Here is a 23322-nt window from a genome sequence, read left to right on the forward strand (position 1 = left end):
ATGGTGAAGAGGAAGTTAAGTATGTTGCTTATTTGCTTTATGGTATTTAGTTTACCATTAACTCCCGCCTTTGCAGCGGATCTTGGTTATTACGATGAACCTTACCGTAATCAGATTCATTTTTCGCCTGAGGCTAACTGGATGAACGACCCGAATGGAATGGTTTATTATAAGGGTGAATATCATCTTTTTTACCAGTATCATCCTTATGGGACGAAATGGGGACCGATGCATTGGGGGCATGCGGTGAGCAAAGACCTTATTCATTGGAAACATTTACCGATTGCGTTGTATCCAGATGAAAACGGTCAGATTTTCTCGGGAAGTGCTGTGATCGATTGGAACAATACAGCAGGGTTCGGAAAAGAAGCGATGGTTGCGATCTTCACTCATTCCGGGGATAACGGCCAGGTTCAAAGTATTGCGTACAGCTTAGATAGAGGCAGAACCTGGACCAAGTATGAAGGAAATCCGGTAATGCCGGATCCCCCGATATCGGATTGGCGAGACCCTAAAGTATTCTGGCATGAAGACTCCAGACAATGGGTGATGTCTTTGGCCGCAGCGAATAAAGTAATGTTGTATACTTCCCCCAATTTAAAACAGTGGACCTATGCAAGCGAATTTGGTGAAGATAACGGAATACAGGCCAACAGTGTGGATACCACTTCGTACGCTATGTCTTCACAGGAAGGCGGTTCATTCACCTATGAGGGAGATATTACCCTTAATAAAAAGAATGGCAGGGAAGGCTCAGGAGGTCTGGTTTTTCGTGCTGACAAGAATGCGAAAAACGGTTATGTCGTCAGCCTGGATGCCAAAAATGATGTCGTTACTTTAAATAAGAATGTCGATGGATCGAATACAGAAATTGCTAGCAAGTCTTTAACCCTGGGAACCTCATCAACTTACAACGTGCAGGTAGACGTATATGGTCATGACATTCAGGTGTTTATAGATAATCAGTCTGTAATTAAAGAAACGGATACTGAATTTGATTATGGTTATTACGGTCTGACCGCCTGGAATTCAACAGCTTCCTTCCGAAATGTGAATTTCAAGAACACCTCTAACTTTGCAACCAATCTATCTAATTGGACAGCTGTAACCGGCCGGTGGGAAGATACCATGGAGGGGAAAAGCGGTACATCTGCAGATGATGCTTTTATCATAAGTGGTAAGACTGGGGACAACTTTATATATAATGCGATTATAGATTTGTCAGAGGGAGGAGATGAAACAGGATCACTTGTTTTCCGGACGGATGCTGATGCGAAAAATGGATATATGGCGAGTATCGATGCTTTAAACGATAAAGTGAAAATTGTGAAAATGGAAGACGGGAATAAAACGGTTCTGGCTGAAACCACAGTAACGCTGGATACTTATCAAAGCCATGATTTAAAAGTGAGCACATTTGGAACAAATATAAAGATGTATCTGGACGGAAATCTCATTCATGATATCGATGATGCAACCTTCCTGTCCGGCCATTTTGGATTACATCTTTTGCACTCTTCTGCGATATTTCAGGATGTTCAACTGGGTAGAAATATCATGACCGATGAGAAAGAAATCATCAATCATGATTTTGAAACAGGCGATTTAACCGGATGGACGGTGACCCAGGGTGATACTTTTTCGAATGATCATGTATCCAGTGAAGCGACTTATTGGGGTGGATCCTTCGGACATGAGGGGAATTATCACTTGTGGGGATATTCCAAGCTTCACGAGGGAGATGAAGCAACGGGTGAACTGCATTCCTCATATTTTAAATTAAACGGATCCGGTGAAATCAATCTGTTACTAGGAGCAGGCGATGATGGCGACAATACCTATGTATCATTGGTCAGAGCAGCCGACGATAAAGAATTGATCCGCCAGGCCAATATAAAATTTAATGAAGAAAAATATTCAAAATACGTATGGGACGCGTCCAAATATATTGGTGAAGTATTATATATCAAGGTAGTAGACCATGCCAAAGATGGTTACGGTCATATAAATGTTGATGATGTTAATGTTTATAATGAAGGGACCATATCGGATAAAGTTGACCAGGTTGCAAAAGAGCCGGAGAAAACAGATATGAAACAAAGCGGTCTCCTCACAGATTGGTCCGCTGTTTCTGGACAGTGGATTCCTTCCACAAACGGCAGCATCGGAGGAGTATGGGAATGTCCTACGTTAGTCGAATTGCCGGTTGATGGTGATCCTTCAAAAAGAAAGTGGGTCCTACAGGTAAGTATAAATGATGGTGCTCCGGCAGGCGGATCGGGCATGCAGTATTTTGTAGGCAGCTTTGACGGTAAAACGTTTAAAAATGAAAATACTTCCGATAAAGTGTTATGGACTGACTATGGCGCTGATTTTTATGCTGCTGTGGATTGGAGTGGAGTAGAAGGGAAGAAGGGTGAGAAATATTGGCTCGGCTGGATGAGTAATTGGAAGTATGCCAACGATACACCCACCTCAACGTGGAGAAGTTCAACAACACTGCCGCGGAAGATGGAGCTCACTCAAACCACAAAGGGTCTACGTTTAAAACAAACCCCTATTTCGCTAAAAAGCATTCGTGACAGAGGGGATCGTATATCGTATACCAATAAAATGATATCGGGTAACAGCCATCTTCTTTCTAATTTATCAGAAGATACATTTGAACTGATCGCTTTGTTTGATGTATCGGATACTAAGGCAACAGAATTTGGCTTCAAGATCCGTGAAGGAGGTGAGCAATATACTACTGTCGGTTACGATGTCTACAACGAACAATTATTTGTAGACCGGACTCATTCAGGAGATTTCGATTACGGAAGTAGTGTAGTTGGCAAGCATGAGGGACCATTACAGGCAAAAAACGGCACGGTTAAATTGCAGGTAATTGTTGATAGATCAGCTGTAGAGGTGTTCGGTAATGATGGTACGACCGTGATTACCGATCAGATATTCGCGGATTCTGCAAGCAAAGGATTAAAAATTTATAGTAAGGGCGGAAATGTGAAGCTGAAATCTTTGGACCTATATCCTCTAAAGAGTGTATGGAAAGAAAAGAACTCTTCTTTTAAATCAAACTTATCAGGTTGGACCATCGTTAACGGGAACTGGGCGGACACCATTCATGGAAAACAGGGACAGAGTAAGGGAGATGCTTTCATAGTATCAAAAGTGACCGGCAGGAATTTTGTATATGAAGCCAATATAAACGTGCCAGATACAGATTCCCACCCCGGTAATTCTGAAAAAGATTTGATAGATAACTCCATTGGAGCAGGTTCATTGGTTTTTCGTTCTGACTTAACTGCAAAGAATTCGTATGCAGCAAATGTTGATATAAAAAATAATATTGTAAAATTAATTAAATTTGTTGATGGAACCGGATATGAAATTGCGACATATAACAATGATGGAAAACTGGATTTACAGCCAAATACAGATTATCATCTCAAAGTAGAAGCGCAAGGCGACATCACTAAGGTTTATTTGAACAATAAATTAGTTATAGACACAAAAGATCAAACTTATAAAGAAGGAAACTTTGGTCTCAATGTATGGGATACAACGGCTTTTTTTAATGAAGTTAAAGTGAAACTAAAACATAAAGATGAATGATTAAAGTTGGTTAAATAATGACATTTGTATCTCTATGAGTTTAGTTTGTGTCGCCGCGCAGCAGCGACACAAACTTTTTTTACATCGACACAAAGTTTCCAATCAAAACTACCCTTATAAAATCCAAGCTTAAGCAGGGAATTTACAGAAGCGGTTATGATTGAAGACGATACCTTCTATATATGGGTTGAAGAATACATAAGATGACATTCGATATTTTTGATGAAATCCAAGTATGTAATGTTGGTATCGGAACTGGAGATTGAAGTGTTCCCTGAATATCCGTTTTTCATCAGCAAAATCAGAAAATAATCAGGCTAAGTGTAAATTGACTTAATGCAACCACTCTATTTGTATAGGCTTGGTTGCACAATTTTTGGTACTTCGCGAATAATTTTTTCTTTCATTTGCGATATAAAAGTTTTCATTTTCATCGACCAAGCTTTTCGTCATTCATTGGAAGGTGCCCTGATCAGCAGCATCTTTCCAATGAACGACGGATCACTACATAAAAAAGTGTCCAGCAACCTTAGAGATCGTCGGACACCTTTTGCAGTTCTTACGCTTCATTCCTTGATTCAACCTTGCGCTACGAAACGATTAACTTCTTCCAACGACGGCAAGGCTGCAATCGCTCCAACTTTAGTGCACACGATGGCGCCAACTTGATTGGCAAGTGTCACAAATTCCTGCTGCTGCTTCGCGTTAGAGGTAAATGCCTTAGGCTGACTCAACTGGCTGATTTGATACAGCATTGCTCCGACGAAGGCGTCTCCGGCACCAGTAGAGTCGATCGATTTAACAGCGATACTGCCGATTAACGAACGGGAGGCACCACTTGAGATGAGGGTTCCTTCTTTTCCTAAGGTAACTGCCACCGTCTTGGCTCCCAACCCATGCAAAAGATCCAATGAAGCATCGCGGTCAGCCAGCCCTGTAATGATGTTTAATTCCTCTTCGCTTACCTTTACCAAATCCGCATTGTGTATTCCTCTTCTGGACAGTGTGATAAATTCCTCCTGCCTGTCTTTCCAGAGGTCCCCCCGGTAATTGGGATCAAAGGAGGTGAATTGCCCATTGGCCTTCGCTCCATCTAATAAAGACAAATACGCTTCTCGGAAAGGATCGGCGAGCAAGGCCGTTGCCGAGCCAAAATGCAGAATGGCAGCCTGCCGGGTCCATTCTCTATCAATGTCCTGCAGAGACAGTTGACGGTCAGCTCCGCGGTTGAACACGAAATCCCGTTCGCCGTTAGCGGCAAGGGAAACAAAGGCCAGTGTAGTCGGCGTTGCCGGATCAAAAAGGAGCATGGACGTATCCACATGCTGCTCATCCAGAGTTTGCTTCAGGTACATGCCAAAGGGATCAGCCCCGACTTTTCCCAAGAATGACGCTTTTCCTCCGAGTTTGGCTACGGCTGCGCTTACATTTGCCGGAGCACCGCCGGCCTGCTTGGAGAAATGCTGACCCTTGGCAAGATTGACATCAATATCCGTGCAGAAAAAATCAATAAGCAGCTCGCCCACACAAAGAACCGTTCCGTCATTTTTCACATTAATTCACCTCTTGGTAGATTTAGTTTAGAACAGGCGTCGAGTCCCGGTATACGATATCCGTTGCAACATGAGTCACTCGGTATGGCATGGTATTGTCTTTGATTCTGGACAATAACATTTCGGCTGAAATAATACCCATCTGACTACTATAAATATGCACGGTTGTAAGATGAGGCTCGACAACCCGGGATTCCGAAGCATCATCGAACCCGCAGACAGCAACATCTTCCGGAACTTTAATCCCTTTGTTTTTCAAAGATTTGATCACGCTGATGGCAATGAAATCATTGGCACAAATAAAGACGGAGGGACACTCCTTCAGGGCATCCAACTGCTGTTCCATCCAGTTCTCCTCTATAAAGAAGTTGCGGTCAGGCGCTACAATGCTATGAGCAGCATCTACGGCGATTCCTGCTTCAGCTAAGGCCTTATTAAATCCGGTCCAGCGTTCATTGAAGCTTTTGCAGTGATTGTAATCGCCTACAAAACCGAAGCTTTCATAGCCATGATTAATTAATTTCCGGGTAACACAGTATGTGCTGTGTTCATTTTCCATTAATACCAGATCCGCCTTCAATTCTGGATACATCATATCCGCAGCGCAATCAATAAAAATGGTTGGGATGCAAAGATCTGTGATCATCTTGCTGTATTCCTTGCTGAACATTTCGATGCAGAAGATGCCAGCCACATTCGAAGGTTCGAAATTGCCGGGCAGGGTCATCGAATTGATATCGTTCTCACGGACAAAGTAAATGGATAATGTATAGCCCTGGTTGCTGATTTCCTTCTCCAGCCCGCTGATCAGTAGCGATCCAAAGTGTGAACTATTGGGAAGATTACAGGTCAAAAGTGCGATATTGCCCTGTTTTTCAGAGGCTGTTTCCATATAAGAAAATTGTTTGTATTTAAGCTCCACTGCCTTTTTGATCACCTTGTCCCTCGTTACGGCAGGAATATTCTCTACTCCATTAAGCGCCTTGGATGCAGTGTTTCTAGAAATCCCCAAGGCATCAGCGATATCTTGTATCGTAACCTTTGACTTTCTCGTCATTTTGTTCACCTTATTCTCCGAATTAAGATTCTCCATATTTCTAAATATATAGTATTTTCATGTTTTTAACAATGAATTTATTCAAATGAACAATAAAAATTTACATTTGTTTATTTATATCGTGTGTTTTTGATGTATTTTTGCTAAAAACATTATAATTATCTTGAAATATGCTTTTTGAATGAATTTATTCACCCGAAATATATTGACTAATTAAATATACATCTGCTAAATTGTAAGAGTAAAAAGTGTTCAAATGTAAATTGTAAACCCATTCATTTTGGGGATGTGTAAAATTCTAGTTCTGTTGGAGGTGTGGATATTACAAGCAAGTATTTGAAAACATCTTGGTGAATTATGTCAGAGAGGTGACATAACATGGCTTATATTTTGTGTCGTATAACAAGCCGTGAACAGTAGGAGGGAAAACATTGGGGAATTCGATCGTTCAAAAAAGGGGACTAAAGGCTTCAGAAACAAAAAAAAGAAACCATTGGTTAAGCTACATGGTTCGAAATTATATATTGTATTTGTTTCTGCTTCCGTCCATAATTCTTACCGTCATTTTCAAGTATGTTCCCATGTACGGCTCGATCATTGCGTTTAAAAATTTCAGCCCAAGAAAAGGAATCATGGGCAGCGAATGGGTTGGATTTGAACATTTTCAGCGGTTTCTTTCATCACCAAATTTTTATGACATTTTAATGAATACGCTTAAATTAAGCGCTTACGGTCTTATTCTCGGTTTCCCAGTCCCGATTATTCTGGCCTTAATGCTAAATCTGATCAGAGGAGCGAAGCTCAAGAAGAATATTCAGCTTATTGTATACGCACCTAACTTCATCTCGGTTGTTGTTGTTGCCGGTATGCTGTTTGTTTTTCTATCGCCAGCTGGAATAGTGAACGCTTTGGTAACAACCTTCACCGGCAAGCCGATTTCTTTTATGACTGATCCCGCCTATTTCCGAACGGTATATATTTTGTCCGGTATATGGCAAACAGCGGGCTGGTCCTCTATCATTTATGTGGCCACCTTAGCCAATGTGGACCCGCAGTTGCATGACGCTGCAACAATTGATGGGGCTTCATTGATGAAGAGAATCTTCCACATTGATCTGCCAGCTCTTAAACCCGTCATGGCCGTCCTGTTCATTCTCGCTGCAGGAGGTATTATGTCGATCGGCTATGAAAAGGCTTACCTGATGCAGACGGCTCTGAACACACCAACCTCGGAAATCATCGCGACTTACGTATACAAGGTGGGGTTGCAATCCGGCGATTATGCTTATTCTACGGCAATCGGGTTGTTCAATTCCGTAATTAATGTAGTCCTGTTGATTTTCGTAAATACCGTCGTCAAGAAGCTGAACGAAGGAGAAGGGCTGTATTAAAGAAGGAGGTATTTATGGATATTCATTACACCGGGAAGGACCGGATTCTGCTCATTATCAATTATATTCTACTTGGTTTTTTTGTTCTCGCTATTCTGTTACCGCTGGTCTATGTGGTGCTTTCGTCCTTTTTAACTCCAAATACCCTGATTACCAAAGGGTTTGCCATTACATCATCAGACTGGACACTCACGGGATATGCCAAAATCCTAAGCAACAGTGCCATGATCCGCGGTTTTTTTAATGCTATTTTTTATTCAGCAGCCTTTGCGTTCGCAACCGTATTATTTTCCGTCTTCGCGGCTTATCCGCTTGCGATTGAAGAGTTGGTAGGGAAACGGTCCATTATGATCTTTTTCCTGATAACGATGTTTTTCGGTGGGGGTCTGATTCCTACCTATCTGGTGATTAAGGATTTAGGCATGTTGAATACGGTCTGGGCCATTATTCTGCCCGGCTCGATCAGCGTATTCAATATTATTCTGGCAAAGACTTATTTCCAGGGACTTCCGAAAGAGCTGTTCCAGGCGGCGAGTATAGACGGAGCTTCCGAGCTCAGTATTTTCTTTAAAATCGTTCTGCCGCTTTCCAAGCCTATTATTTTTGTTCTAGCTTTATACGCTTTTGTCGGACAGTGGAATTCTTATTTCGACGCCATGATTTATTTGGATGATCCGAAGCTGTTTCCGCTTCAACTGGTACTGCGCTCCATTTTGATACAGAATCAGGTTCAGCCCGGCATGATTGCCGATGCGATGGCACAAGCGGAGCTTAAGAAATTGTCTGAAATGATTAAGTACTCTGCCATTGTCATATCAAGTTTGCCTTTGATTGTCATGTATCCATTCTTCCAGAAGTATTTCGAAAAGGGTGTCATGGTAGGTTCGATCAAATAAAAAACCGGGGGTATAGAGATGAAAAAAACATTACTAACATTGTCTGTGTTGGTACTTTCTACTTCACTGCTTGCCGGATGTGGCGGTTCAGGCAATAATTCCGCGGCATCCGAAGATTACAAGCTGGAAAATGTTACTCTGCCGCTTAAAGAGAAAGTTACTTTGCATTTTATGACTCAAAGCTCGCCGCTGGCACCTTCCGATCCAAATGAAAAGTTGATTTATAAAAGACTGGAAGAAAAAACAGGGGTGCATATCGATTTTACCAACTTCACCTCCGATTCCTTCATTGAAAAAAGAAACCTGGCTGTTGCCAGTGGAGATCTTCCAGATGCCATACTGGATGCCGGCTATTCCGACTATGATTTGTTGAACCTCGGACAGGATGGAACCATTATCCCTCTGGAGGATTTGATTAATAAATACATGCCGAATCTACAGAAGGTATTGAAGGAAGCACCTGAGTACAAATCCATGATAACTGCACAGGACGGGCATATTTATGCTTTTCCTTGGATTGAAGAGCTGGGGGCCGGGAAGGAGAGCATTCATTCTGTAAACGACATGCCATGGATCAATGTGGAGTGGCTGAAAAAGCTGGGACTTAAAATGCCAAAAACCACCGAGGATTTAAAAAAAGTTCTGCTCGCATTTAAAAATGACGACCCTAACGGAAATGGCCAGGCGGATGAAATCCCGCTGTCCTTTATACTCAATAACGGCAATGAGGACCTGAATTTTCTGTTTGGATCATTCGGTCTTGGGGACAACGGCGATCATACTGTAGTGACCAATGAGGGGAAAGTGGTCTTCACTGCCGATCAGGACGGTTATAAAGAGGGAATCAAATACCTTAATGAGCTGTATAAGCTGAACCTGATTGACGAAGAGTCATTCGAGCAGGATTACAATACGTATCTGGCCAAAGGACAGAATGAAAAATATGGTCTCTATTTTCAATGGGATAAGGCGAACATTTCAGGAGACAACGATAAATATGAATTGATGAATCCGCTCGCGGGGCCAAGCGGTGAAGTCAATGTGACCCGCACGAACAATCTCGGCTTTGACCGGGGGAGAATGGTGATTACCAGTGACAACAAAAATCTTGAGCTTACAGCAAAATGGATTGACCAACTGTATGAACCCATCCAGTCCGTACAGGACAACTGGGGCACCTACGGCGACAAAACTCAGCAGAACATTTTTGAATACGATGAAGCGAGTCATATGCTGAAGCATCTTCCGCTTAAGGGAACTGCGCCAGTCGAGCTGCGTCAAAAAACGAATATCGGTGGTCCATTGGCAATTCTTGACGAATATTACGGAAAAGTAACGACCAAGCCCGACGATGCAGTGGGGCGGCTCGAGCTCATAAAGAAAAGACTCGTTCCTTATATGAAGGCTGACCATAATTTCCCGAAAGTCTTCTTCTCGCTGGAGGATCAGAAGCAGATCTCCACACTGGAAACCGATTTGTTTGCTTACGTTAACCGCAAACGGGCAGAATGGATCAAAACAGGCAAAGTGGAAGAAGAATGGGCGGAATATAAGGCCGAGCTGTCCAGACTGGGACTAGACAAATGGCTGGAAATCAAGCAGAAAGGCTACGACCGATATCTTAAAGATCAAGGCTGAAATATATAAAAGGTGGTTGGGCTGTTAAACACCTTATCAACAATCAATAGGAGAGTGGATACCATTAAAGACATGTTCCTAACGGGCGACAGTAGCAGCAGAAAAGGATCACGAAACAGTTATTATAGGGAGACATACAGGCCTCAATTCCACTATTCACCTGAGAAAAATTGGATGAACGATCCCAACGGCTTGGTTTACTATGAAGGAGAGTACCACCTGTTCTACCAGCATACGCCCCATGATACGCAGCCTGACTTTGGCCGCATGCATTGGGGGCATGCGGTAAGCAAGGATCTAATACATTGGGACGAACTCTCACCGGCAATTCCGCCTGGAGAGGACGGAGCGATCTTCTCGGGAAGTGCGGTGGTGGATAAGAACAATACAAGCGGATTTTTCAACGAAGAAGGATCAGGATTGGTTGCAATTTATACGAATGAGGGCAACAGGGCTCAGCCCGGCAAGCCGCAGGTGCAAAGCATTGCTTACAGCAGGGATAAAGGTCGAACCTGGACAAAATATGAAGGTAACCCGGTTTTATTCCCAATGGAAACGCTAGACTTTCGTGATCCGAAGGTGTTTTGGCATGATGAATCGTCGATGTGGATAATGGTCCTTGCCGTAAGAGAACGTGTAGAATTTTACACATCTCCAAACCTGAAAGAATGGTCTTTTGCAAGCGAATTCGGTTCTGACATTCCGCATATCCACCGAGGGATATTTGAATGTCCTGATATATTTCAAATCCAAGTGGATGAGGATCCTAATACCACGAAGTGGATTCTGATGCTAAGTGTCGGGGATAGAAATGGTGTGAATCCAGATGATCCGGAACCACCGGCAGGTGGTTCTGGCATGATGTATTTCATAGGCAACTTTGACGGTAAGGCATTTGCTCTGGATGGAACGTTGGAATCTTTCGATACTATTAAATGGGTAGACTACGGATCAGACTTTTACGCGGCCGTGACCTGGAATGGGATTCCAAACGAGGACGGTCGAAAGATTTGGGTCGGCTGGATGAACAATTGGCGTTATGGTACCACGCTACCTTCAGAGGAATGGCGTGGCAAGATGTCAATTCCCCGTGAGCTACAGCTTAGGACTTATCCGGAGGGACTTCACTTAATCCAAGCACCCATAAGTGAATTAAGTCAGCTAAGAAAACCGATTTTGTCTCTGCAAGACTTGACGATTAAGCCAGGTATGAACGTGTTGTCTGATTTCTCTGCTGCAAAGGCAGAAATTATTGCAGAATTTGAAATCAGCACTGCCGTGGAATTCGGGTTCAAAGTGCGGAAGTCTTCTAATCAGGAGACGATCATTGGATATAATATCTCGAATGGGGAGTTGTTTGTCGATCGGACGAAGTCGAGCGCCATTAATTTTCATTCCGATTTCACAGCAATACACAAGGCCCCTATGAAGCCAGAGCATGGACGGGTACAACTGAGTATTTACGTGGATTGGTCAAGTGTCGAGGTCTTCGGAAATCATGGAGAAACAATCATTTCAGACATGATTTTCCCGGACTTGGAAAGCAGGGGGCTGGAACTCTATGCCATTGGCGGAGAACTAAGGGTCGTATCGCTTCAAATCAATGATCTAGTAAGCATTTGGGGAAATGAGAATGTTTAGACGTTAACTATTGATATCATTCAAATTTTAATTATCTCACGACGGAACTCGTTAAGCATTGGCTTGATTCGACGAAGTGGTTACAGCCCGGTTGCGTGCATCCGTATCTGAAACTTGGTCCTCAAAACCAATTAAAGTAACATTTTTCTGCCTGGACACGTAACACCCGGTCGGCTCACAACCGTATCGGGTGTTTTCATATCCTTGGAAAGTTAGCAGAACTCGAAAGACGACCACGGAGCAATCTCATTAAAAGTGAATAAGGGCTATTGCTCTGCAGTGGTGAAAGGCGTAAGAATCTGTCCGTGCATGCCCTGGTCAATTATCCGCAATTATAATTTCCATAAGAGAGAGAAGAATATAATTGATGGTCTTGAGTTCTTTGAACTTAATAAGAGATACGATATGTTAGAAATCAAGTTTTCATTTCTTGAATATACTCTAGCTGATGGAACGGGAAAGAAAAAGAACGATATTTAGAAGTGATTTCGAGTGTATCAAATGAAGATCAAACATGGAAATTAATAAAACATGATTTTATAAGGTTATATGTTTATAGAATATGGGGTGGCAATACAGTCTCCCAAGTTAGAATAATTCGCCACGTTTAAAATCCCCATTACTGCAAGTTGAAAATGCATCTCATCCATAAGGCTGCTTAGGAAATGGCTTAGCAGTTAATACAGATAATTAACCCTTCCGTATGACCTAGCTCAGGCAAATTGTGCTCCAATATGTGTTATTCCATATCTATTACCTCTATTAGGTAGTATCACCTAAATAAGAGATATTAATTTCTAAGTAGTGTTAGTAGAGCATGTTTTTATGTTTAGATTTTCTAAGAGCAGTATTGGTGATTTGAAGGAGATAAATTAATAGGTTTTCTAATTTAAAAGTGACTTTTCAAGGGGGATAACAGCTTGGGAAGAGATGCTGTACGCAATTAAATAATGGTCAAGAATCATCCAGACAGAATTAGACTTATTTTAAATTTGTATACTATATACAGTATACAAAATATATATAAACACATTATATAGGGTATTCAGGAACGTATTTTTTATTTTGCAATTGGATTTTACCATAAATCGGACTAAGCTTGAAATAAAAAAAGGCTTATAGCTATGTTTTTTATAGTCTATCTATAAAGAAGAGTTAAACTTGGGGAAACTAACAGAAAGTAACAGACAATTGCATAGTGTTGGAAAAATTTAAACACCTTCAAGATAATACCCTATTTATGAGAGAGATCGGGAATAATCTTGGAGGTGTTGTAGATTAATCACACTGATTCGCTATATATAAAATTTCTCTGAGTGGAAGTACCGCCAAGTAAGGGCTGTGGGAAAGCATCCCTGGCCATACTCGTGATGCCTCGCTCGAACTAACTATGACTTTCAGAGGATGATATTAAGAGTGGTAAAGGTTAGTAGAAAAATCTGGCGTTGGCGTAATCCTCGCCAGGTGGCATGGAAAGTTGCAACATATGGTTCATATGGTTTGTAGGACGCCTATTAATTGTCTCTTACTTGTCTGAGAAGTCTTATTTTAGCTAAAAAAATCATGTCCGTAGTAAGTGCAGCACAACAAAAATGTTGATGGCTACACAGCCTTACATTGAATTTGATAATTGACGTTCATTTGAGCAAAATGTTAGAATCACATACAATTCAGACAAGCGTAGTGATCAATGGAGACTTGTCTTTTTTTGATGCTTTTTGAACATTGGGGGGATATTCATGTTGATTTCAAGAGTGATCAACAATAATGTGATCACGGCGATGAATGAAGACAACAAGGAATTGGTGATTATGGGTTTAGGGATTGCTTTTCAAAAGAAAAAAGGCGACACCGTTGATAAGTCCAAAATTGAAAAAGTATTTAGCCTTGAGAATAAGGAACTTACCGATAGACTAAAGACGTTATTAAACAAAATATCGTTGGAGGTTATGTCGCTTACAGAAGATATTATTAACTATGCTATGCAGAAAACGAATCGAAAACTGAATGAAAGCATATATATTTCGCTTCCCGATCATATTAATTTTACAATCGAACGTCATCAACAAGGGATAGATATTCATAATGCACTCCTTTGGGAAATAAAACGATTCTATAGATTGGAATTTGGAATCGGCATGGAAGCTCTGTCCATAATTAAAGAGCGTCTTGGTGTGGAACTCCCTGAAGATGAGGCTGGCTTTATTGCCCTCCATATCGTTAATGCTCAAATGAACGAAAATGTACCTGAAGCGGCAAATATCACAAGATTAATTAAGGAAATCCTAAACATTGTTCAGTATACATTCAGAATTGATTTGGATGAAGAATCGCTTAACTATTTCAGATTCGTAACTCATCTCAAATTTTTTTCCCAGCGGATGTTTAATAAAATTATGACGGAAAGTAAAGATGAGGAATTGCTAAATATTGTGAAAGAAAAGTATAAGCCATCTTATGAATGTGCCTGGAAAATCAAAGAATACATCAAGCTAAGCTATGATTATCTCTTAAACAAGGACGAATTACTCTATTTGACGATCCATATTGAAAGAGTGGTCAACAGGAGTTGAGATCTTTACACCTGATGTAAGCGTTGACAGATTCCAAAGTACGTGCTAAATTATGTTCATATTCACAAACCGAATAATTCTTTAGGATAAGTAGGATTGTAACTGCTTCGAGCAGGCAAGACCTAAATTCTAACGAACTTACGACTACCGCGGGGCGTAAGTTGGTTGAATTTGGGTCTTTTTTTGTTTCCGTTTTTCATTAAAATCCCGGGGGGATCAGCATGAGCAATCAGAAAATTGCACGAGAAATACTGCCTTTATTAGGTGGAGAAGAAAACGTAAAGGATGTAACTCACTGTGTAACTCGATTGCGTCTTACCCTTAAAGACAATGAGAAAGCAGACAAAGCTGGTATTCAGGCTATACAGGGTGTTATGGGAGCGACAGTCAATGGGGGGCAATTTCAAATTATTGTTGGGGATAAGGTATCCGATGTTCACAGCGAATTTATAAAATTACTGGGTAACCGTCAAGTTGCGGATGATAGTAGTTCTGCATCAGGTTCGAAAGGCTTCAAAGGGATTCTCAATTCCTTCTTTAATGTCATCTCAAGTATTTTTGCTCCAATCATTCCAGCAATCATCGGGGCGGGATTACTTAAAGGGATTATCACATTACTCTCATCTTTTGAACTCGTATCTTTGGAAAGTAGCACATATAAGTTGCTATCTGTATTCGCTGATGCGGCTTTTTATTTCTTGCCTATCCTTCTTGCTTTTAGTACGGCGAAAAAGTTTAATGCTAACCAATATGTCGCTGGGGCGATTGCGGGTGTTTTGATTCATCCTAACTTAGGTGCTCTTTTGAACGGTGAATCACCTGTCACCCTACTTGGCATCCCGATTACTTCAGTCATATACGCATCGTCTGTATTACCCATTATTCTGGGCGTGTGGTTTATGTCTTATGTGGAAAAGGTTTTAAAACGTATCATTCCTAAGGTTCTTCAGTCTATCTTTTTGCCACTGCTTACATTGTTGATTGTTTCTTCTATCATTCTTATTGCGCTTGGACCTGCTGGTACACTCATAGGAAATGGAATCGCCGTCGGATTTATTTCACTATACATGAACTATGGATGGCTAGCGGGGCTTCTTCTCGGAGGATTTTATCCGCTGATTGTCATCACAGGTATGCATTACGGGTTCTTGCCAGTCATGTTCCAATCCCTTTCTAAGTATGGTGTTGACTATATAATGGGGATTGCAGTTGCAGCCAATTCGGGTCAGGCAGGGGCGACTCTTGCGGTATATTTGAAAACCAAAAACAAAGAATTCAAGGCTGTAGCTGGAACAGCAGCACTGAATGCCATTATCGGGATTACCGAACCTGCTCTTTACGGTGTAACCGTTAAGTTAAAAAAACCGTTGATCGCAGCTGCTATTGCTGGAGGCCTGGGCAGTGCAGTAATGGGATGGTTTAAAGTTGGTGCCACGGGAATTGGTACCGGGCCGATTGCAGGGTTACCATTTTTCTTCGGTTCCACATTCCTGTATTTCTTGATCGGCTGTGCAGTTAGTTTTGTTGTTGGTTTTGTTCTGACACTCATTATTGGATTCGAAGATATTCCAGAGAGAAAAGAAGCTGTAGCCGTCTCTTCGAATAATACAATTACAGGGACGATAGAGAGTGATCCTAGAGCACCCGTAACGGTACAATTTAATAATCCAGATCGTGTTCAACCTATTCTTAGTCCTATTCATGGAGAAGTGGTAGAACTCTCGCAAGTCAGTGATCCTGCCTTTGCAGCTGGTATGATGGGCAAAGGAATTGCAATTAGACCCACTACAGGAAGAGCGGTGTCACCTGTGAAAGGTACGGTCGCGACTGTTTTCAAGAAGAAACACGCCATTGTTGTTGTGGCTGACAGTGGAGCAGAAATATTGATTCATATTGGCATAGATACCGTTAAACTGAATGGTCAACATTTTGAGACTCACGTTGAAGTAGGTCAACATGTTGAGGCTGGCGATCTGTTGGTTGAGTTCGACATAGAACAGATTAAAAAAGCTGGCTATGACACGGTAACTCCTATTATTGTAGCTAATTATAATGACTATGTCGATGTTAATGCAGAATCAATCGGAAGTATTGATGAAAAAGATCCTTTAATGAAGGTAATCGGATAAAGAAAATTTGGAGGGTGAAAAACAATGGATTTTACAAAAAAATCGGTGAATGAAATTAAAACGTCGGGGGATTTATTCCCCCCTGACTTTCTCTGGGGCGGAGCCGTGGCTGCGAATCAGATCGAAGGTGCATATCTGGAGGATGGTAAGGGATTATCTGTCTCAGATGTGTTGTCGGACGGAATATTCGGTCAGATCCTGGATAAGCCTGATGGTGAATATCTCAAACACCAGGCCATTGATTTTTACCATCGTTACCCCGAGGATATCGCATTGTTCGCAGAAATGGGGTTCCGAACACTAAGAACTTCTATAGCGTGGACCCGGATTTTTCCGAATGGAGATGAAGCCATTCCTAACGAAGCAGGTCTGGAATTTTATGATCGGTTATTTGATGAACTGCTCAAATACGGAATTCAACCATTAGTTACACTTTCTCATTATGAAATGCCTCTTGGACTCGTCCATAAGTACGGTGGCTGGTCTAATCGAGAAGTGATTACTCTTTTTGAACGTTTTTCGAGAGTTGTTTTCGATCGGTATGGGGACAAAGTAAAGTATTGGCTGACATTCAACGAAATTAATATGATGCTTCATGGTCCTTTTATTGCAGGAGGAATTTATCCTGATCAGGCAACGGAGCAAGTAACTTATCAGGCTATCCATCACCAATTCGTTGCAAGTGCTTTAGCAGTGAAGGCTTGTCATGAAATTATTCCCGATGCTCAGATCGGGTGCATGATAGCGGGTGGCCCAATGTATCCTCTTACACCTAAACCAGAGGATGTGTTGGAAGCCATGCGTAAAGACAGGGAGAATTTCTTCTTTGCAGATGTGCAAGTCAAAGGTAAATATCCTGGGTATATACTGCGTTATTTCAGAGAATCCAATATTGATCTCGATATCACAGAAGAGGATCTGAAGACACTTAAACACACGGTCGATTTCATTTCTTTTAGCTATTACATGAGTTACTGTGCAACAACAGATCCTGAACTTAATGAGCAATCCAGAGGCAATATTATGAGCGCGGTTAAAAATCCGTACCTTTCAGCTTCAGAGTGGGGTTGGTCAATCGATCCAAAGGGATTGCGCTACACGTTAAATCAGTTCTATGACAGATATGAAAAACCTTTGTTTATTGTCGAGAATGGCCTAGGCGCAATAGATGTCCCGAATGAGAAGGGGATTGTTGAGGATTCCTATCGGATTGATTATATCCGCGAGCATCTTGTGCAAGTCGCAGAAGCGATTCAAGATGGAGTCGAGGTCATGGGATACACTAGTTGGGGATGCATAGACATCGTAAGCAACTCCACCGGAGAGATGCGTAAACGTTATGGCTTCATTTATGTCGATCGTCACGATGATTTATCGGGAACTTTTGAGAGAACACGAAAGAAGAGTTTCAATTGGTACAAAGAAGTCATCGCTACCAATGGAAAAATCATTACAGAGTAGAGGTAAAACAGCCGAAACATGTTCCATAACGAATGGAGGTGTTTCGGCTGTTTCAAATTTAATGTTATGAACATGAATTTAGAGGACTTGCCGAGGGATAACAGGCAAACTAATCATGGTCTCAGTATCTATAAATTTTAGTGTATCTTCATCCACTAACAAACCTTGCGGCGAAACCCAAGCTGCCTCTGCTACGGCTGCATTTTCGAAGATGTATAACGAAACAGCATCATAGGGTGCTTCGTCGGGGACGTAGGCTCCATCTCCCTTCCCCGGTTTTCGAGTAGGATGCTGCCGATAAGAAATAAGCCCCGGAAGCTTGGTAGCAAGAGGTCCATGAGTGAATTCATAATGATAGCGAAACTCTTCAAGTGACATCCCTGGTTTTCTTCGGAACACAAACATGATGCTATGTCCTTTTTCAGGATATACATTTAACTCTTTTATACTTTCCATTATGGTTTAGCCTCCTCGAGTTAGTTTATTTAACATATGGTTATTATAGCAATGGAAATGAACATCCTAATAGTGTCTTAATCTAGATTTTCATGGTGTAAATCAAGTATTGTTTGGAATGTGTACTGTTTCACGGTATGTTTTATTCCATAAAATCTATTCGTATACTTCGAGCATAAAAGGGGGAAGGAGCTCATGAGTGTTCTTCTTATACAAATAGACGAGAATGATTTCATGGAAGTGAAGGAGCTGATCACAAAGAATTACGCAGGAGCTAAAGTCATTACTGTGAATCAGTTGCATGGGGATACGGATTGGCTTCTAAGTATGACAGAAATACCTGATCTTTTGGATAGACTTATCAATACAGCTGGGGAACCTGCGGTGCAACGCGTTTTACATTATATAAACTGTCACTTTAGAAGATCATTAACGTTGGAGGAGGTATCTTCTGAAGTCCATTTGAATCCAGTCTATTTCAGTCAGTGGTTTAAGCAGAAGACCGATTGTGGGTTTAAAGAATACATTACACATATTAGACTTCAGGAGGTACGACACTGGCTGCTAAATAGCGATCACACCATCAACTGGATCGCTGAGTATGTGGGGTATCAGGATACAGCACATCTATCTAAACTATTCCGCAAACATTTTGGTTTGGCTCCAGGGATGTATAGACAAAAGATAAGAAATGAACGCCAAGCATCAAGATAGTTCGTTTTCAAAAAAGTATTTGAGGAAAAGGGTCGCCAAGCTTAGGATTCGGCATGGGTCCTCTAACATATTTCATTAAGCATATAGGTGTTCAAGGAAAATAAAGTATTCTTTGGGGGTCTAATTAAGAAGAAGGACGATTAGTAACTATGCAGAATTGTGATACCTCATTTTTCATACTCGTTGAGAACATCGTGTAATACATGATGTTCTCAAATAACTTGTTTTCGCTAATCTTTAAGTTAAAGAACGGGTTATCTCGCTTATGAAGGGTACACCTGATTCCTTTTAAACAATCCCCATACCTGTTCGGCCATGTATTTCGGTGAATGTGGCATGTTATTTATAATCCACCATTCGATTACCCCAATGAATGCAAAGGCCATAAAGTGTGTGATCAATAGCTTGTCATACCCCTTATTAAGGTCCTCCATATTGACTTGGTCTTTTATGTTCCCCGTCACGATCTCTAACATATGCTCCCGAAATGCAGGGATTCCTTTATTCGAAAGCATGGAAGCGAAAAACGTATGGTTCTGCTCAAAGTATTGAAAAACAGGTAACAAAGAATGAATAAAATCAACCTTTTCCTGATTTGGATCGGTTGAGATGCAAACGGAGATCATTCTGCTCAAATGCTCATCGATGCATTTGTTAAGAAGATCGTATTTATCGGTGTAGTGAAAATAAATGGTTCCCCTGTTAACATTCGCTCGATCCGCAATCTCATTAATAGTTATTTCTTCAAAATCCTTCTCCGAGATCAAACCTATAAATGCATTAAATATGGCTGCCTTTGTTTTTAGGATTCTACGATCGATTTTAACTCCCATAATGTATAGCCTCCAGAAGATATTTAACAAATTATTCGAATCCGTTGAATATAAAACAAAAATCACTTTTTTAGCGATTGAAGAAATCAACATAATCCATATAATAATAACCAACGGACGTTATATATTCAACAAAAGTTCGATAAAGTTTTGCTGTAGCCTAAATGTTCATTGGGTCAAAAGAGCAATCTAACAATAAAATATCGAGGTGATCGACTAATGAACATAACGCTTTTTGGTGGTAGTGGTGCAATTGGGAAAATTTTGACTGAGGTAGCAATTCAAAACGGGGATAACGTTACCCTTTATGCTAGAAATGCGGGGAAAATTGGACAGAAACATGAGAAGCTAAATGTTGTCGAGGGTCAATTATCTAATCAAGACTTGGTGGAACAAGCACTGTCGAATGCCGATGTCGTCATTAGCACATTGGGACCCGCACTTGATACGTCCAGAAAATTAAAAGGTACCCCTGTTGCGGATGGTCATGAGGTTATGGTAAATGCGATGAGAAAGTTGAATAAGAAACGACTCATTACACTTGCTACTCCAACCTTGAAATCTGATAAAGATCGGAATTCGATTGCCACAATTGTACCGGGAATTATGGCCAAGGTGATGTTTCCGAATGGTTATTACGAAATGAAAAAGCTTGAGGAAATCATCAAGCGATCTTCTTTAGACTGGACAGTAGTTCGGATTATTAATCCAAATGTAAGGCATAAGGAAAACGTTCATTATGCTTACTCGCTAGGCGATCAGCCAGCCAAAATGGGGGTATCCCGAGAAAATATCGCTAAATTTATGTATCATGCAGCTTCCGAGCCATCCTTAATTCATCAAATGCCGATTGTATACAACAGTTGAGAAAGGATTCGATCTGTTTATCAAGTGAAGGGAGAGGAACGAAATGAAAGTAGAGATTTGGTCGGATATTGGCTGCCCATTTTGTTATATCGGAAAACAGCGTTTCGAGGACGGGCTGGGGCTGTTTGCATCCAAAGATAAAGTGAATGTGGAGTACCGGAGCTTCCAGCTAGATCCTTATGCCGAGAAATACCCAGCTTACGATGTACACGACTTGTATGTTTCAAAGCATGGTGGCAGCAGAGAAGAAGCCAAGGCCATGCATAAACAATTTGCCCAACAAGCGAAGGGTGATGGAGTGGATTTTCAATTTGACCGAATAATCCCTACTCATTCGCTCGATGCGCATCGATTGATCAAGTTTGCGGGTACCTATGGCAAGAGTGCGGAAGTGTTGGAGCTTCTGTATAAAGCATATTTCACAGATTCCAAGCATATCGGTGACGCGGACACACTGGCTGACATAGCGGCGGAAGCTGGTATGGATCGCGAGAAAACGCTCAACGTGCTGGAAAGCACGCAATATGTGGATGAAGTTCGTGCAGATGGGCGTGAAGCAAGCAGCCTTGGAGCTACAGGTGTACCTTTCTTTGTCATCAACCGCAAATATGCGATTTCAGGCGCACAATCAAGTGAAGTGTTTCTGGAGACGCTGCAAAAAGTATGGGACGAGGAACATCCGCTGATGACGTTAGATACGACTCTAAACCAAGAATCAGGCAATGTTTGCGAGGATGGTTATTGTACGCCAAAAAACAGCTGACGGAGGCGCCATTAAAGTAATCGTAAAACAGCGGCAGTCTAGGACTTTATTTTCTCGTCCATAGCTACCGCTGTTTCTTTTATTGGAGCTCTTTGGGTTTTAAAGCTTGGCGAATCAGTTGATTGAATTGACTCATATGGTGATCAAAACTGAAATGTTCGTCAGTGGCTGTACGTGCAATAAGGCCGTCAATCAGCGCATACAACCAGAGAGAAAGGGTCTCCACATCATAATCTGGATCTACTTGTTTTTCATGAATAGCACTTGTAAGCAGATTTTTGAATGATTCACGCATGATGATATCACTTTGATTGAAGACATGTCGCACGCCCTTATTGCGTGAAGCTTCAGCCAAAATTTCGATCCATAATCTCTGGTCCATAGGATATACGGGATTACTGACACAACTAGTTATAATCGTCAGAATCTGTCCGAGAGGATCTTTTTCGGTTTCTTTAAATTCCATTTTGGCCAAGGCATGGCGCTGTTCTTCTTCCACCAGTGCAATAATAAATGCATCTTTACTTGGAAAGTGGCGGTACAGATTCCCTGCACTCATTCCTGCTTCTTTTGCAATTTCGACAATGCCTGTTTTGTGAAATCCATTGCGTGAAAAACATCGAACAGCAGCCTCGATGAGCAAGCGTCTGCTATCGTCTTTTTGTTTCATTCGTTTCGATTTAGGCGGTTCAGAGTTATTCATTGTACTTCAAATGTACAGGGATACCTTCTTGGCTCTTATCCCTGCAACCTCCTTGTTTCGCGAAATAATGTACATCCATCATACCATGTACATTACCATAGTCTGCATTTGGATTAAAGTGTATTAAAGACTGGACGCTCTTTATTATCAATATCTCCAAGCAGAGGTAAACGAGACAACATGTTCGCCAAGAAATAAGAGTCCCAAGGGAAATGTTCAGTGATCCCTAGACCGACTACATCATAGGATTTGGCTACATCTTGCAAAACTCGGATAATGGTTTCCATACTTGATCCTTGTGGGAAGCTCTTGGTGTATTCTTCGTATGTTCCCGGATAAGCAACCAGAAGAGAACGGAATTCTTTCATATCCAGAACATCCAGATCAAAATGAATAATAATCTTGGACGGTTTTTTCTCAGCTAGCCATTGGAGCACTTTAGAACTATCCTGCTTAATTTCATCGGGACCTACAATATCTAATTTCATGTTTTTCATGGGCTCTGAGTGAAGAGCATCGATCATGTCGTTCAATCCTACATATAGGATTTGTTCAGGTTTAAAAAGATGGGGCACCTCTGCAACAAATTCCTGATCACCTACCCCAAGCAAATTGGCAAGAACATGAGCATGATGATTTTCAAAGTCTTCAGGGATCGAGACATCAGGGTGAGCATCTACCCATAACAGAGCAACATCTCCATCATATTTCTCATTCAAATAAGAAAAAGGAGCAAGTTCTACACTGCAATCCCCTCCAAGGACAACGATACGTTCAGGGTTATGTTTATGAATTAGACTTTTGGCTGATCTAGCTTGTTGCAATACGGTACTTTTGGCAATTATACCTTGTTCTTTTTCTACATTAGGGTTCAGATCGACGGGTACTTCTTCAAAAGGACCATTAGACTTGGGAGCAAGCCAGTTTAACAAGTGAGCTCCCAGAACGTAAGGAGGGTTGTTCCCTCCTTGCCATTGAGGGAATAACAAACGCAGTGTACGGCTTGTATCCATTTCATTCATAAGATATTTC

At 41.4% G+C, this 23322-nt stretch carries 17 protein-coding genes; 11 read left to right on the forward strand and 6 right to left on the reverse strand.

The annotated features are described in order from the left end of the window. Positions 1-3615, forward strand: a complete 3615-nt coding sequence (locus NSS66_RS20740) for a GH32 C-terminal domain-containing protein (protein ID WP_445671360.1) — start codon at positions 1-3, stop codon at positions 3613-3615. 578 nt (positions 3616-4193) lie between these two features. Here NSS66_RS20740 and NSS66_RS20745 read toward each other — a convergent pair. Together NSS66_RS20745 and NSS66_RS20750 are read right to left on the reverse strand one after the other, a co-directional pair. After that, a complete protein-coding gene (locus NSS66_RS20745) occupies positions 4194-5168 on the reverse strand; it encodes a carbohydrate kinase family protein (protein ID WP_340959678.1) in 975 nt (324 codons plus the stop codon). A 22-nt stretch (positions 5169-5190) separates the two neighbouring features. Further along, a complete protein-coding gene (locus tag NSS66_RS20750; RefSeq protein ID WP_340959680.1) occupies positions 5191-6225 on the reverse strand; it encodes a LacI family DNA-binding transcriptional regulator in 1035 nt (344 codons plus the stop codon). Positions 6226-6731: 506 nt separating this feature from the next. Here NSS66_RS20750 and NSS66_RS20755 point away from each other — a divergent pair. From NSS66_RS20755 to NSS66_RS20785, 7 genes are all read left to right on the forward strand, one after another. Further along, positions 6732-7616, forward strand: coding sequence for an ABC transporter permease (locus NSS66_RS20755; protein WP_226887819.1), 885 nt, complete (start codon positions 6732-6734; stop codon positions 7614-7616). A gap of 14 nt (positions 7617-7630) precedes the next feature. Beyond that, on the forward strand, positions 7631-8512 hold the full coding sequence (locus NSS66_RS20760; protein WP_028541253.1) for a carbohydrate ABC transporter permease: 882 nt from the start codon (positions 7631-7633) through the stop codon (positions 8510-8512). Positions 8513-8530: 18 nt separating this feature from the next. After that, positions 8531-10150 carry an ABC transporter substrate-binding protein gene (locus NSS66_RS20765; protein WP_023988674.1) on the forward strand — a complete coding sequence of 540 codons (1620 nt, stop codon included), beginning with the start codon at positions 8531-8533 and terminating at the stop codon, positions 10148-10150. A gap of 72 nt (positions 10151-10222) precedes the next feature. Further along, on the forward strand, positions 10223-11791 hold the full coding sequence (locus tag NSS66_RS20770) for a glycoside hydrolase family 32 protein (protein WP_256703666.1): 1569 nt from the start codon (positions 10223-10225) through the stop codon (positions 11789-11791). Between the two features lie 1739 nt (positions 11792-13530). Next, positions 13531-14364, forward strand: a complete 834-nt coding sequence (gene licT, locus NSS66_RS20775) for a BglG family transcription antiterminator LicT (RefSeq protein WP_023988677.1) — start codon at positions 13531-13533, stop codon at positions 14362-14364. Between the two features lie 221 nt (positions 14365-14585). Beyond that, entirely contained in the window at positions 14586-16493 is a 1908-nt protein-coding gene (locus tag NSS66_RS20780; RefSeq protein ID WP_340959681.1) for a beta-glucoside-specific PTS transporter subunit IIABC, read from the forward strand. Between the two features lie 24 nt (positions 16494-16517). Beyond that, on the forward strand, positions 16518-17954 hold the full coding sequence (locus NSS66_RS20785) for a glycoside hydrolase family 1 protein (protein ID WP_048481502.1): 1437 nt from the start codon (positions 16518-16520) through the stop codon (positions 17952-17954). Between the two features lie 78 nt (positions 17955-18032). Here NSS66_RS20785 and NSS66_RS20790 read toward each other — a convergent pair whose 3' ends face one another. Next, on the reverse strand, positions 18033-18410 hold the full coding sequence (locus tag NSS66_RS20790; protein ID WP_025684497.1) for an EthD domain-containing protein: 378 nt from the start codon (positions 18408-18410) through the stop codon (positions 18033-18035). Positions 18411-18605: 195 nt separating this feature from the next. Here NSS66_RS20790 and NSS66_RS20795 point away from each other — a divergent pair, with 195 nt between their 5' ends. Continuing rightward, a complete protein-coding gene (locus NSS66_RS20795; protein WP_053325477.1) occupies positions 18606-19124 on the forward strand; it encodes a helix-turn-helix domain-containing protein in 519 nt (172 codons plus the stop codon). Positions 19125-19387: 263 nt separating this feature from the next. Here NSS66_RS20795 and NSS66_RS20800 read toward each other — a convergent pair whose 3' ends face one another. Beyond that, positions 19388-19957, reverse strand: coding sequence for a TetR/AcrR family transcriptional regulator (locus NSS66_RS20800; protein ID WP_176716834.1), 570 nt, complete (start codon positions 19955-19957; stop codon positions 19388-19390). A 219-nt stretch (positions 19958-20176) separates the two neighbouring features. Here NSS66_RS20800 and NSS66_RS20805 point away from each other — a divergent pair, with 219 nt between their 5' ends. Together NSS66_RS20805 and NSS66_RS20810 are read left to right on the forward strand one after the other, a co-directional pair. Next, positions 20177-20824, forward strand: a complete 648-nt coding sequence (locus NSS66_RS20805; RefSeq protein ID WP_340959683.1) for an NAD(P)-dependent oxidoreductase — start codon at positions 20177-20179, stop codon at positions 20822-20824. A gap of 43 nt (positions 20825-20867) precedes the next feature. Beyond that, entirely contained in the window at positions 20868-21587 is a 720-nt protein-coding gene (locus NSS66_RS20810; protein WP_028541250.1) for a DsbA family oxidoreductase, read from the forward strand. 79 nt (positions 21588-21666) lie between these two features. Here NSS66_RS20810 and NSS66_RS20815 read toward each other — a convergent pair whose 3' ends face one another. Both NSS66_RS20815 and NSS66_RS20820 read right to left on the reverse strand, forming a co-directional pair. After that, the gene (locus tag NSS66_RS20815) at positions 21667-22290 is read right to left on the reverse strand and encodes a TetR family transcriptional regulator (RefSeq protein WP_028541249.1); all 624 of its coding nucleotides are present in this window, start codon (positions 22288-22290) and stop codon (positions 21667-21669) included. Positions 22291-22403: 113 nt separating this feature from the next. Then, the gene (locus NSS66_RS20820; protein ID WP_034095032.1) at positions 22404-23312 is read right to left on the reverse strand and encodes an arginase family protein; all 909 of its coding nucleotides are present in this window, start codon (positions 23310-23312) and stop codon (positions 22404-22406) included. Positions 23313-23322: the final 10 nt, after the last annotated feature.

Origin of the sequence: Paenibacillus sp. FSL R10-2748 (assembly GCF_038005565.1) — a bacterium.
Classification (GTDB): Bacteria; Bacillota; Bacilli; order Paenibacillales; family Paenibacillaceae; genus Paenibacillus; species Paenibacillus polymyxa_B.